We start from the raw sequence: 12115 nt of genomic DNA, 5'->3' as shown, positions 1-12115 counted from the left end.
TGCAGAAAGCGCGACTGCACAGCAGTCGCTCTCCGTGGTCAGGTACAATCGCTGTTCGACGTCGCCCCGTTCAGGAAATCTCGTACCTGATGACGTCCGTCTCGAAACAGTACGGACACAGCTCAGTCTCACTGGCAAGCGTCGTCCCGCAGTGACGACACTCGTGGATTCGCTCAGGGCGTTGTCGGCCGACGCGGAGGAGTACCGCAAGGAACGAACGGTTCATCGGTGTCGTGCCCTCCGTTGTGGGTCTGGGGCGGGGCGTGCAAGGTCCCACGACCGTGGGACATAGCCCAGTTGATCGATCGTGTCTGCGTGGGTTCGGAGCACCGCTACGAGGGCACGATCCGGCACACCGGCGTCGGCGTGGCTCACCAGCCACCACTTGAGCGCGTTCTCTGCATCGTCGATTTGGGAGTTCTTCGATGGGGTCACTTCTACTCAGCAGGCACTTTATGAGCGCGCCTGCACCCGTTGCAGGCGCTCAAAAAATCGCGGTGAGTAACGCCTCTCAACCGGGCAGCTGACTGTCTTACGTCTAGCTCCGTAGAAGTTCTTGTCTGATAACAGCTATTTGGATTCGGTGGTGAAGTGTTCGACACTGGTCCACAACTCGATACAGGACGAATGTGGAGGTCGTAGCTTCAGATTCGTTCGAGTAAGACTTTTAATTGTTACCGAAGTATTGGTAACTACCAGATGTACGAGGTACTTGACGACACGGCAGCACAGATCATCCTCGCCATTGAGAGTGGTGACTCTATCCGACGTGTCTCCCAAACCATCCACACGCCGTACGAAACGGTGAGACAGGCCGTCAACCGCCTCGAAGACGCAGGCTACGTCCGCTATGACGACGGCCTCTCAGTCGTCAACGACAACGTGAGTCACGCAGCACGCGAACTCATCGCTGCCAGCGCCAGCGTCAGCCCACCATCCATCGAGGAAGCCTACGTCCTCCCGGAGTTCGGTGACTGGCCGTTCGCGTTCACACGGATCGACGCCGTCTACGTGTGGACACAGGGCGGCTACCAGGTCGGTCGCGATCCCAACGACTATCCGCTGTTCCTTGCCGTCCGTGAGCATGACGTCGACGCCTGGCAGACGTTTTTCGAATCGTTCGACCTCCCCACCGCATTCGAGCGGCAAACCCGAGACGAGCTGGATGGACCGCTCCAGGTCGTCCTCGATCCACAACCATCACTCGAAATCGAGCACGTCGAAGGCTATGCGGTGATCCCAAGAGCGGAGACGATCGAGTATATGCACGAGCACTACGCCCAGTTCCAGTCGGCGCTGGCGATGGTCGACCGGATGTACGACGACCTCGACCTTGGCGTCACATACCGGGAAACGGAAGGGGCACAGACATGAGTTTCCACAACCGGAGTGACGCGCTCATCGAACTGCTCGAGGAACTCACTCAGGCAGGTCACGAGTACGTTCTTGTCGGCGGCTATGCTGTATCGGCGTTCAACGCACGCTTCTCCACTGACCTCGATATCGTCGTCGCCCAGGATACCAAGGCGGGATTCATCGAATTCCTCGAACGTCGAGGCTTCGAGGAAACGGACAGCCACGCTAAGGAATGGTTCTACGACACCGAAGTTATCGAGTACGAAAAACGGCTCACGCCGCAGCAGCCGATCGGCTTCGATCTGCTGGTGAATGGACTCGGCTGCCGCCAGACAGAAGCACAATGGTCGTTTGACTACCTATACGACCACAGCCAACAACAGGAGGTCAGCAGTGGGACGATGACGACGACGGCCCGAGTCATCGATGGAGCGGTCCTCGTGGCGGCAAAGCTCCACAGCGGCCGTGAAACAGATCTTCGAGACGTCTTGGCGGTCGCAGAAGAGATCGGTCTCGAAGCTGTCACACCCCATCTGCGGCGAGGGGACGAGGACGCGCTACGAAGGCAACTTGAGCGTGGATCGGAGATCTTAGAGAGTGAGGTGCTCAAGCACGGCTATCAGAGTGATTTCGGGGCATCTGCTGTCTCGACGAAGACAGCCGTAGCACTCCAAGAGTATCTGTCTATACAATTTGATCAACTAGATTAATAACTGCTAGCAAGGAACCACGTCCTTCCTGTCAACCTGAACGAGTAGCGTCGAATGCTCCCCGTTGCTGTTTTCGATCACAAGTGAGTCCTCGTTGAACGCGTCCGGTTGTCGATACACCTCGAACTCTTTGGCGACCTGGTCATGCACACACGCAGGGTAGATCTGTTGTGTTTTCTGCACTCCCCTGGCCTCCAGTGCTGTTCGGCAGCGGGCGGTGACCGGTCCCACGACCGTGGGATGTGGCCAAGTTGATCGATCGTGTCTGCGTAGGTTCGGAGCACCGCTACGAGGGCACGATCTGGCACACCGGCGTCGGCGTTGCTCACCAGCCACCACTCGAGCGCGTTCTCTGCATCGTCGATTTGGGAGTTCTTCGATGGTGTCACTTCTACTCAGCAGGCACTTTGTGAGCGCGCCTGCACCCGTTGCAGGCGCCAATAAGTTCGCCCGTCAGTTACTCCAGTATCCATACTTCACAGCCCCAGATCTCATGAGGATTTCGGCGACGTCTTGGGGTATCTCGTCGCGTTCGTACTTTTGCTATACCTCGATTAGTACTTCATTCGAGAGCATCTCTCGAAGCGTCTCCCGAACTCCCTGACGGACGATTGTACTGCAGTTTACATTCGATGACGAAACCACTGTTTGTTGCGGGGACAGAACGCAATGAGAGACACTGAAAAGGAACTAGAAGCGCTGTTCGTTATCAACAAGAAAGCAAAGCAGTATGCTCGACGGGGAACCGAAGCATATGAACAGGGGCTCGGTGGAGTAGCAAAGGCCGATAGCCTGCGAAAGAGCGCACTCTACGAGCTCAAATCGCACGTTCTTGCGCGGCTGTATATGCTGGGTGACGTCGACGAGATACAACTACATCACATCGACGGTGCGAAGTACTACTGTCTTGAGATCCGCAACTATCAGTTCCACTCACCAGTCTCGGAGTTCGAAGATGCCGTGGCTTCCCTTCCCACCGATGCAACGATAGAGAGTGAGGGGAGTCTGGACTCATCTGAGATCGTCGAGGAAACGGAGGATATCAAACATCTCGACGGGTTCACGACCTCGGAACGGGTTCCTGCAAAGATGATGAGCGAACGCGAGGCACTCCAGCACCTAGCCGAGGAGTTCAGATCAGCAAATACGTTCATATATCCATTTAACGACGGACGATCGATCGGATGGTCGTATCTCCCAGAGTATATCGAGGAGGGCACGGTACTCTCCGAATCCGAGTTTCGAGAGCAACACTCCAGTGAGTTTCTCTTTGCAGTCGGTGATTCCTTCCAGACGATCGAACATGGCCGAGTGACGATCGTGGATCGATACGGAAAGTGGCTTTCGAGACGGTTCTCACGCGATCCTATTCTCCCACGACCAGTCTACGATATTGACCTGCGTGAAGTAGACGAGCGAAAGACGGGCATTCGCAGGGAGCGCATTATGGATGACTGGCGAATCCACGTCGAAGATCCAGGCGATCCCCTTCCAGATGTTGACGGAACCCTTGCCGGCCAGGTAGAGTCCTACGACCTTGATTTCGACGCCGGCGACGTGCTCACGCTCGATAGAGGATTCGAAGAAGATCCCACAGAGTGGAGAGTTGACCATCTCTCGATATACGGCCTGCTTCTGGAAGTCCACCTGCAACCGTGCGGTGAAGAGTGGACAGAGCCACTCACTCCAGAGGAGTTTGTCGACGACATCGTCGAAATCACTCGCAAGTAGGTTCGAGATCTGCGTACTGGCGCCCATCTCTCTGAAGCCGTCGAGACACCCGTCTTCACAGGCAGTCGGGGAGGCTTCCTGGTCACTGGAATCGACACATCGGCTCGGCTACCGTTGCGTTCGTGTTGCTGGAGTGAGTAGGTGCCGAAAAGGGCCCGAGGACCTGCGCGTTGGAACGAACTATCGACGAGGAACGCTGTTCTGAAGGGCGGTCGTGATGAGCGGTCAGACCGCCGTTCCAGCAGTCCAACGGTGGTATTGCCGTGGTCACGAGTATCGCAACAGCGACGACGTCGGCATGCGCGCAGTGGCGTTCTGAGGGCCCGTGGCCGTGGTCTCGGTTACGCGGGTCGGCAGGTATCAAGAACCCGCCTGATTGGGGACGCCAGCGCGCAGAACTGAGCCGTACACTGGCTCACGCCTCGGTTGCGAGATCAGCGAGGACACGATCACCGACCGCGAGCACGAGCATCGCACCGACCAGATCGAAGACGAGGTCGAGGGCAGTGTCTTTTGCCCCGTACGGAACGAGTATCGCGTCGACACCGAGCCATCTGGCCACGGCCTGAATGGCGTACTCGAGGAGTTCCCACAGGAGTCCGAGACAGACAACGGCCGCGATGACTCGAGGCCGAGGATCGCGCCCCTGCCGCCGGCTGACTACGTAGGCAGCGCCACCGATAATCGTCGCGGAGTGAGTATGCGTCAGGTGATCCCACCACCACACATCTTCGTACGGACCGAGCATTCCGATAGCGTGGGTGATCATTGCGGTACTGATGTACGCACGGTGCCACGAACGGAGTTCGACGTCGAACGTCCATTCGACGAAATCGGGCACATAGGTGCCGACTACGCCGGCAACGGCGTTGACGACTGCCCCCGGATCCCCGCGGCGAATACCGGTGACGAACACCATCAATAACCCATAGCGAACCCCGCGTTCGATCTCGTGTTCGGTCGGAGCCCCCATTGTCTAGTCGATACTATATCCCGGCAGACACATATTGGTATCGAGATGTTTGGTGTGTGTTAGCATGGCGTGGTCGTCGTTCGTAGACGCACACTGTCCCTCTGGCACTCAAACACACCCACGCCGCCATCGACCTGGTCGGCTGATTCGTTCCGGAGATCGATCGTAATCGTCGACGAGCTCGAAGCGGGCGGTCTCCCCGAAGAGCTGACTGGCAAGGAAGACTGGAAGGAGCACCAGCACTCGACGTATTTGCCAGCCCTGACTATATCTGGTCTTCCACTGCCTCGATCAGGTGGGTTGCCGTCTCACGAATCCGCCCGAGTCGTTCGAGGATCACCTCGGGATCCTCACCCTGCCACGCCGCGAGGTAGAACGCAGAGCCGCTCATGTCGAGACCGAAATACCGCCCCACGAGATACGCGACGGCTTCCGCTTCGACTTCGCGTTTGGTTCGCTCCGGGCGATCAAGGTCGCCGCTGTGCAGTCGTGCGTGAGCGTACTCGTGGATGAGCACGCCCACGAGTGCCGCGGGGCTGGATCGGTCACGGACCTCGACTGTCGGCTGCTCGTCGACGGCGTGCGTGCAGATCCCATCTGCCTCGCCATGAGACCACTCCGAGTCGGGGACGATCCGGACGTCGATACCGAGTGGCCCTGCTGCATCGAGTACCCGCGGGAGCACTGCTTCGGCGTCGCCCTCGGCCTCGGTGTCGAGTTCAGGAAGTGGCTCTCCCTCCGTCTGTGAGACGTCGAAGACCGAGGCTGGCCTGAAGCTGACGAGGCCTTTCGACCACTCCTCGGGTGGCGTGTCCGTGTACTCACAGTCGCTTTGTTCGTGATACGATCTGGCGTTGCCACACTCCGGACAGCGCTTGGCGATGATCGGCGCCCAGATCCAGATGGCGTCTTCGCCCGCTGTAACCTGCCGATCGAACTCGGTTTGCCACGTTCGGTAGCCGGCGACGCGCGTCGCCTCCGGACACTGGAGGGTAATCAGGAGGGTGTTTCGATGCGAGTAGTCGTGAAACCGGCTCTGGACGTCGAGCCACGCTCTGAACGCCTCGCTGGTCGTCGCATCGTCGACGAGTTCGACCAGTTCTTCGGCCCACCGCTCGACCGTGCTGTGCATCTCCGCTGTTCGGGTATCGCTCTCTGTGAACGATACCCTCTGGGTTGCTGGTTTCATTGCTCAACTGCGAGGACACAGGTATCTCGAGTGCCCCGCACCCGTGAGGGGCACAAAAAATATTACAGTACTCTATGCGCTCGGAACGAATCAACCAGACGATGAAATCGAGGCGATCATCGAAGCGCGAGAGAGCTGGAACTCTTCAACCACTGCGCTAGAACGCGTTCGGCAGAAAGTTGAGCAGGCAGCTACGCCCAAGACGGCAAGTGGAATGGCGATGAGGCACTCGTGAGTGAGCCGACCGCTCGGAAGCCACCATCACGTGCCCGGCTTTTATACCAATCAAATCGGGAGCGTCTCGTCGAACGAGGCGGGCCCCAATGGGAAGATGCGGCGACCGCACCTAGGGAGGGTTAGTCGCGTCATTGAGCGGGTCGTCCGTCCCACTGTCGTAACCAGTCCGCCATAACTGGTGTACCGCACGCGCGACGAGGACGAGTTCCGTGACGCTGATACAGGACGCTTCGACATCGTCGGTATCGCCCGACGCGTTCGGCGGTGGGTGATAGTGAGCGTCGCCGTTGGGGTCCGGGTACTCGTGGGGATGCACATCCCATCGGAGGTCACGACCCGTGTTGTCGTTATAATGAACGTTGTAGTCACTCTGCACCGACCACCGGACGGTGATGGTCGCGCTCGCCGCCTCACCGATACCGTCATCAAGCTGAAGGCGCAGTTCGCTGGGACTCAACTGGTCGTCCAGCGACCCGTTCGCGAGTGGTTCGAGGCGCTCGAACTCGGAGCGAAAATCGTGGAGTGCGCCGGCGTCGATAGCGCCCCGAAGCGAGTGCGACTCGGTGTCTCGCATCGTGTCAGCTCATAACGCCTGCTTGTTCACCGTATTCGTCCGATTCGGTGTCCGCCCCAACGACCTCAGTCGCGTCAGCGAGTGCGAGCGCGGCTCGTGCGAGCTTCAGGTTCCGACGCGCAGTCTGCCACTCGGTCATGGTCGCCGCGTCCAGTTCCGCTCCATCGATTGCCGCTGCGCGCGGAGATTCTGCTCCAGTCTGGTCCTCGAACTCACGAACGGTCTCGCGAAGTTCCCTGACACGTGCTGATAGTGTCTCGATGTCGACGGAGTCGAGTATCTGCTGGGCACGTTCGAGAACGACCGAGCGAGGGGCACGTTTGTACCGCGTCCCGCGCTCGTCCGGAAGGGAAACTGCCTCGACGAATCCGTCCTCGGCGAGGATGTTCAGGTGCTTTCGTGCGGTCGTCTCAGAGGTCAGCGCACGCTCGGCGGTGGTGGCGACAGACTGGGGGCCGTACACCCGCTTCATCACGGTGCGAACGCGCTCGCCGGGACTGGTGTCCGCCTTCCACTCCTCGGTGACGCGCTCGTTCACGTCTGCCGGGCGGTCGTCGGTCATACATATTCTCGTGAGTGTAAGTATATTAATCTTGGGAGCAATATTCTTTCCTTGATCGTCGCGGTACACCATCGCATCGGGCCGGCGAGTCTGACATTCTTACGGAGAGTCAAGGAGAAAGCCCCACTTTTCAGCGCGGGGAGGATATCAAACTGTGGTGTCTCTGAAGAAGGGGCTACCAACAGAGCCAACACACTCGCCCGTCGTACCAGCTCTTCGCTACCCCCGAATCCGCACACGCTCGCCTTCCTCCATCATCGATTGCTCGCTCGCCTTCTAGATCGTCACTTTGTACACGTCCGAGTCGTCCTCGATCAGACCGAACTGGCTGATCTTCGGATGCGTCGCCTCCCACTACACCTTCACCGTGCCCTCGATACACACCTCGGCGCGATCTACCTCTTCGACCGCTGTGATCGGAATCACCGTCCCAGCCGCCTGCTCTAGCTCCTCGAACACGCCGACGACCCCACTCAGGACATCCGATCCATCGACGACGCGCTCGGCCAACCGCCGACTGATCGCCGCTCTCGACCAGCCATCGAGTTTCGCTTCTAACCGTCCTACCTGCTCGTTCACCATCCCCAGTTGCTCTCTGCGCAACCGCGCTCTTGGGTCATCCACGTCGGGATCACACCGCGGATCCACGCTCGGTGCCCGTCTCTCAAAGTTACGTCGTCCCGCCCTATTCCCGCCTTCTGCAACACGTTGCGTCCGCGCCTCCCGATCCGAGTCGGATCTTCGATCCTACCGATCTCTCGTCTACTTGACCTCCCGGTATCTCGCTTCTCGCTTTTTTTGAGCCACTACCGTCTGTCCGAACAACCGTCCGTCAATCTCCTGATCATCTGCGTAATCTACTTTCGCCTGAATGTCCTGCTTGACGCTCGCTCGCAGCTCCGGGTGTCTCTCGCCGTCGACCCAGTCTACGTCTTGTTCACATTCAGGCTGGCTCCCTACTGTAGGTCGCGTCAGTGTCGACGTCGTCGTACATCCGTCCGAGCATGTCGAGTGCCGACTCGAAGGTCGCGTAGTGCTCGTTTGCGAACGCAACGGTCTCCTCGAGTGAGAGAACGGGCCGTCCATCGACCAGCTCGGCCTCGACCTGCGACCGTCGCTCGAGGACGACCTGTATCGCACCATTGAGGTCTTCAGCGGGCTGGCGCTCCTCCGCAGTCGGGATTCCGAATCGATCGAAGAACTCCATCCAAGCGTCGAGGTCGGACTCGTTGACGGCGATAAACAGCGGGTAATCCTCCGGGTCGCGAGCGACCTGGTAGCCACCGCGGGTCCAGACGTAGACTGCATCGATGGATGTGAATGCATAGTCCATGCCAGCGAACTGGGGGAGAACATACGCCTCCGAGATCGATGGGGGTGAGGTGTCTGCTGCCGCCATTAGGAATTCGAGACCGACATCTCGGAGCGTTTGATCGACGAGCGTGAGACCATCGTCGTACGCGACGTACCCCGCCTCTTCAAGCCGGTTCACGACGCGACGAATCGTCTCACGGTTCTCGTCGACCTTCCGCGCGACATCAGATATGGAATCCTCTGGGTCGAGCGCAAGGATGATCTTGAATTCCTTCTCACCGCATATTTCGTACATCCTATGATTACACAATTCTGTGCAACCCCCAAAAGAATTACTCTTCCTATCGGTCCACTGGCTGAATCCGGCGAGCGTCTGCAACGAGATCGCAAATGTACCCCCGAAGCGTCTCCATGTCCTCGCGGGCGTTTTCAAACTATGTAGCGAGGCGGATTCCCCCGGCCACCGTGCCCGGGGTTGACGCGTCTTACCCGTCGCTTGGGCTACGATTTTGTCCTGATCGCGAATGCGTTTGAGGGCATCCAGATATATCGGCCCGAACACACCGGGTCGGTCGTCGTCGCTCTGTTATGGGCTGGTGGCTGGCTTCGTCGTCGGCCAGGGCTGCTTGGGCAACAGCAACGTGGTTTTCCACCCGGAGAGGTCATCCCGCCCCTCTATCTCGTCGGCGTCGAGTTTCTGGGCGACCTTCTCGGGCGACACCACGTCATACTGATCTCGCAATGACGGATCTCGGAGACGAACAAACAGAACGGATCGCGTCGACTACCGGCCCGGGAAGTCGATCTCACTCCAGCCAGTCAGCGCCAACGAGACTCGCCCATCGTACCAGCTCTTCGCCGCCCCCCGAAGCCGCACACGCTCGCCTTCCTCCATCACCGGTTGCTCGCTCGCCTTCCAGACCGTCACTTTACACACGCCCGAGTCGTCCTCGATCAGGCCGACCTGGCTGATCTTTGGATGTGTCGCTTTCCACAACACCTTCACCGTGCCCTCCACACACACCTCGCCTCGGTCGACCTCCTCGACCGCCGCGATCGGGATTATCGTCCCGGCCGCCTGCTCTAACTCCTCGAATACGCCGACGACTGCACTCAGAACATCCGATCCATCGACGACGCGCTCGGCCAACCGCCGACTGATCGCCGCTCTCGACCAGCCATCAAGTTTCGCTTCCAACCGTTTCGATTGTTCGTTCACCAGCCCCAACTGCTCCCTGCTCAATCGCGCTCTCGGATCGGCCACATCCGGATCACACCGCGGATCCACGCTCGCTGCTCGCCGCTCGAACTCGCGTCGTCGCTCCGCACACCCATCTTCGACGACACGCCGCGTCCGCGCCTCCCGATCCGAATCGGCGCGCCGATCCCACCGATCTCTCGTTCTGTTGATTTCCACCTCTCTCGCTTCCCGCTTTTCCTGTGCAACCAACGTCTGTCCGAACAACCGCCCCTCGATCTCCCGGTCATCCGCGTAGTCAACTTTCGCCTGAATGTCCTGCTCGACGCTCGCTCGCTGTTCAGGACCTTCTTCGACGTCGCCTCGTCCCCACTCCGTCTCGTGTTCGTTCGTCTGTTCATCAACCGAACCTTCTTTTCCGATAGTGCGTTTAGTACTCATTGGAGTCTCAAGCTCCGAAGGCGCCCACACAGCGTCTTTTTCCAACACTACAACTCACCAGTCGTAGCTCTCGACGACGACATCACACCATCACTGCGCGCTGCTCGCGCCTTCACGAGCGCCCTCTGGGCGCGAGCAGCGCGCGTTCTGCGGCGACTCAACCAGCACCGCGCGCTGTCGTGCCCGCCGCGAGCGTCCAGTTTTAAGCCGGTTTCCGCGCCGAACCTGTGAGGGGCGAAAGCGCGCTTAATACTGGCGTCGAAACCAGATGCCCGGCAGGAACCGCTCCGCATGGAGCGGCATGCCCGCCCGGACTGGTCGGTCGCGAGCGAGGCGAGGCGTGACCGAAGGGAACGCCTCGCAGCGAACGGCTCTGCCGTGAGCGATACGGCGGGCAGCTGCGACAGCGAGCGGGGCGTGCTACTCACTCGTCAGCCGAACAACTGGTGATCGGTCGAGAAGACGTACTTTGACCGGGGCCACGCAATCATCACATGAGAGCAGGGACACCCACCCGTCGTTTCCGCTGTTCTCACGAGTGAGCTGCCGCCACAGACACCCTGACGAGATCGATTTGTACAATCGGGAAATATCGGGAGACTCCCGTAGCAGACAATCCGTCGTGAATGTTCTCGAAGAGGTGCAGTAGCTCGCGAGTATTACTGTTTGGGCTGAATTATACAGATTCGAGGAGAATACCTGCGGCTTTAGCCGCAGGATGAATCCGACAACACGGAGTCAATCGACGCTACAAGAGCCACTGTGAGATTTGGCGCGTAGCTTTAACTGACAGACAACCCTACACACAGGTAGGAATCGGTTGGGAATAGAGCGATTCCCACCAGCCCTACGATGGCGGCCTGTCCGCCCCAAGCAACCAAGCAATAATCGGAACCAGTCGATAACCGGCGAACCCTCACAGGATTCGACCGGAGTTGACTGCTGTACGGCCGACGAAAGTAACTCCGAGTCTGTCGAAGTCTGCCGGACTCCCCGAGGCAAAAACAACTCTGGGAGTCCATACACGACGGAAGATAGGAGTACCGGGGGCTTGGCACTCCCAGCAGTCCCACCCGCTACAGTCCGTGAGCATCCCCACGGATTCTTACCGTTTGGATGCTCGGTGGAACTGCAAACCTGAAATCTCCAACGCTCAGGATTCCTCCGCGTTCACGCGGAGGGGGATGTCAATCTGACCGCTATGTGTCAGTAACTGGTCTCTTAAGCCAGAGTGGACAACTAGCGACATTGATGAGAGCCAGAGAGGTCATCGATTTCGGTAGACGTGATCAAATGAGTGTGATATCATCATCCTCGCTATCAATGAGATCCCAGAGTGTGATGATAGTAACTTGCCCCTCGTAGCCTAACGACGACATTGCGGTTTCGATTGCCTCTCGGGCAAGCCGGTCGGCGGTGATCACAGTGATGTTATCCGCTCGTTCTGTATCGAGAAGGTATTCGACAGCAAGTCCAGCGAACACGGGATCGGCTTTTTCCACGTCGTGCTCATCTTTGCTCGACGATTTCGAGGCGATTGCTCGCCGGACGATATCTTGGGCTGTTGTCGCCTTGCTGTGTGAGACGGTCGGGGCCGCCACAACTTTCGCCCATCCTTCGTCTTGAGCGCGCTCCAGTGCTGGCTTGACTCCACCCTGTTCAATTTCGTCTTCAACGCGAGCAGGAACCAGAAGCGTCACGCCAGCACGCCGAACTGTTTGACGGAACCGATGATGCTTGGATATACCTGGATTTCCGACGCTAATGAAGACGTTTGCGTCGACTAATGTGACTGATTCGGGGGAGAGAGGAGATGAATTATCCATCGAG

The 12115-nt window shown here is 58.7% G+C and carries 14 protein-coding genes and 1 pseudogene; 3 read left to right on the top strand and 12 right to left on the bottom strand.

Annotation, left to right across the window (positions count from 1 at the left end; all coding sequences use genetic code 11):
- Nucleotides 1-70 precede the first annotated feature (70 nt).
- Nucleotides 71-226 (bottom strand): hypothetical protein, encoded by a 156-nt coding sequence (locus ACFQL3_RS05140; RefSeq protein ID WP_377052014.1) that lies wholly within the window; start codon nucleotides 224-226, stop codon nucleotides 71-73.
- 473 nt (nucleotides 227-699) lie between these two features.
- Between ACFQL3_RS05140 and ACFQL3_RS05135 the strand changes: the two genes are divergently transcribed.
- Both ACFQL3_RS05135 and ACFQL3_RS05130 read left to right on the top strand, forming a co-directional pair.
- The gene (locus ACFQL3_RS05135; RefSeq protein WP_377052012.1) at nucleotides 700-1374 is read left to right on the top strand and encodes an RNA polymerase subunit sigma-70; all 675 of its coding nucleotides are present in this window, start codon (nucleotides 700-702) and stop codon (nucleotides 1372-1374) included.
- Nucleotides 1371-2066 carry a nucleotidyltransferase domain-containing protein gene (locus ACFQL3_RS05130; RefSeq protein WP_377052010.1) on the top strand — a complete coding sequence of 232 codons (696 nt, stop codon included), beginning with the start codon at nucleotides 1371-1373 and terminating at the stop codon, nucleotides 2064-2066. Before ACFQL3_RS05135 ends, ACFQL3_RS05130 begins: the two co-directional genes overlap by 4 nt.
- Before the next feature lie 6 nt (nucleotides 2067-2072).
- Here the strand turns inward: ACFQL3_RS05130 and ACFQL3_RS05125 are convergent, their stop codons facing one another.
- Nucleotides 2073-2216: a hypothetical protein gene (locus ACFQL3_RS05125; protein WP_377052008.1), complete on the bottom strand. Its 144-nt coding sequence runs from the start codon at nucleotides 2214-2216 to the stop codon at nucleotides 2073-2075.
- A 501-nt stretch (nucleotides 2217-2717) separates the two neighbouring features.
- On the opposite strand from ACFQL3_RS05125, the gene ACFQL3_RS05120 reads away from it, so the two are divergent.
- A complete protein-coding gene (locus ACFQL3_RS05120) occupies nucleotides 2718-3797 on the top strand; it encodes a hypothetical protein (protein WP_377052006.1) in 1080 nt (359 codons plus the stop codon).
- Between the two features lie 415 nt (nucleotides 3798-4212).
- Here the strand turns inward: ACFQL3_RS05120 and ACFQL3_RS05115 are convergent, their stop codons facing one another.
- The 10 genes and pseudogenes from ACFQL3_RS05115 to ACFQL3_RS05070 form a co-directional block, all read right to left on the bottom strand.
- Nucleotides 4213-4770 carry a hypothetical protein gene (locus ACFQL3_RS05115; RefSeq protein WP_377052004.1) on the bottom strand — a complete coding sequence of 186 codons (558 nt, stop codon included), beginning with the start codon at nucleotides 4768-4770 and terminating at the stop codon, nucleotides 4213-4215.
- A 265-nt stretch (nucleotides 4771-5035) separates the two neighbouring features.
- Nucleotides 5036-5959 (bottom strand): DUF955 domain-containing protein, encoded by a 924-nt coding sequence (locus tag ACFQL3_RS05110; protein WP_377052002.1) that lies wholly within the window; start codon nucleotides 5957-5959, stop codon nucleotides 5036-5038.
- A gap of 346 nt (nucleotides 5960-6305) precedes the next feature.
- Complete coding sequence (locus ACFQL3_RS05105; protein WP_377052000.1) at nucleotides 6306-6770, bottom strand: hypothetical protein; 465 nt, start codon at nucleotides 6768-6770, stop codon at nucleotides 6306-6308.
- A gap of 4 nt (nucleotides 6771-6774) precedes the next feature.
- Nucleotides 6775-7332, bottom strand: a complete 558-nt coding sequence (locus ACFQL3_RS05100) for a DUF7342 family protein (RefSeq protein ID WP_377051998.1) — start codon at nucleotides 7330-7332, stop codon at nucleotides 6775-6777.
- Between the two features lie 354 nt (nucleotides 7333-7686).
- Nucleotides 7687-7956, bottom strand: coding sequence for a hypothetical protein (locus ACFQL3_RS05095; RefSeq protein ID WP_377051996.1), 270 nt, complete (start codon nucleotides 7954-7956; stop codon nucleotides 7687-7689).
- A gap of 319 nt (nucleotides 7957-8275) precedes the next feature.
- Nucleotides 8276-8941 carry a winged helix-turn-helix domain-containing protein gene (locus ACFQL3_RS05090; protein ID WP_377051994.1) on the bottom strand — a complete coding sequence of 222 codons (666 nt, stop codon included), beginning with the start codon at nucleotides 8939-8941 and terminating at the stop codon, nucleotides 8276-8278.
- A 46-nt stretch (nucleotides 8942-8987) separates the two neighbouring features.
- Nucleotides 8988-9208 (bottom strand): annotated as a pseudogene (locus ACFQL3_RS05085) (hypothetical protein).
- 24 nt (nucleotides 9209-9232) lie between these two features.
- The gene (locus ACFQL3_RS05080; protein ID WP_377051992.1) at nucleotides 9233-9388 is read right to left on the bottom strand and encodes a hypothetical protein; all 156 of its coding nucleotides are present in this window, start codon (nucleotides 9386-9388) and stop codon (nucleotides 9233-9235) included.
- A 42-nt stretch (nucleotides 9389-9430) separates the two neighbouring features.
- Complete coding sequence (locus ACFQL3_RS05075) at nucleotides 9431-10285, bottom strand: DNA-binding protein (protein WP_377051990.1); 855 nt, start codon at nucleotides 10283-10285, stop codon at nucleotides 9431-9433.
- Between the two features lie 1289 nt (nucleotides 10286-11574).
- Complete coding sequence (locus ACFQL3_RS05070) at nucleotides 11575-12111, bottom strand: hypothetical protein (RefSeq protein ID WP_377051988.1); 537 nt, start codon at nucleotides 12109-12111, stop codon at nucleotides 11575-11577.
- Nucleotides 12112-12115 lie beyond the last annotated feature (4 nt).

It is taken from the genome of Natronoarchaeum sp. GCM10025321, from assembly GCF_042663585.1.
Taxonomy (GTDB): domain Archaea; phylum Halobacteriota; class Halobacteria; order Halobacteriales; family Natronoarchaeaceae; genus Natranaeroarchaeum.
The sequence above is the reverse complement of the archived record's forward strand: the minus strand, read 5'-3'. Positions and strand labels throughout refer to the sequence as shown.

Bases quoted from the DNA above. Each gene is read 5' to 3' on its own strand.
- ACFQL3_RS05140 (WP_377052014.1), bottom strand. From the start codon at position 226: ATGAACCGTTCGTTCCTTGCGGTACTCCTCCGCGTCGGCCGACAACGC.
- ACFQL3_RS05135 (WP_377052012.1), top strand. From the start codon at position 700: ATGTACGAGGTACTTGACGACACGGCAGCACAGATCATCCTCGCCATT.
- ACFQL3_RS05130 (WP_377052010.1), top strand. From the start codon at position 1,371: ATGAGTTTCCACAACCGGAGTGACGCGCTCATCGAACTGCTCGAGGAA.
- ACFQL3_RS05115 (WP_377052004.1), bottom strand. From the start codon at position 4,770: ATGGGGGCTCCGACCGAACACGAGATCGAACGCGGGGTTCGCTATGGG.
- ACFQL3_RS05110 (WP_377052002.1), bottom strand. From the start codon at position 5,959: ATGAAACCAGCAACCCAGAGGGTATCGTTCACAGAGAGCGATACCCGA.
- ACFQL3_RS05105 (WP_377052000.1), bottom strand. From the start codon at position 6,770: ATGCGAGACACCGAGTCGCACTCGCTTCGGGGCGCTATCGACGCCGGC.
- ACFQL3_RS05100 (WP_377051998.1), bottom strand. From the start codon at position 7,332: ATGACCGACGACCGCCCGGCAGACGTGAACGAGCGCGTCACCGAGGAG.
- ACFQL3_RS05090 (WP_377051994.1), bottom strand. From the start codon at position 8,941: ATGTACGAAATATGCGGTGAGAAGGAATTCAAGATCATCCTTGCGCTC.
- ACFQL3_RS05075 (WP_377051990.1), bottom strand. From the start codon at position 10,285: ATGAGTACTAAACGCACTATCGGAAAAGAAGGTTCGGTTGATGAACAG.
- ACFQL3_RS05070 (WP_377051988.1), bottom strand. From the start codon at position 12,111: ATGGATAATTCATCTCCTCTCTCCCCCGAATCAGTCACATTAGTCGAC.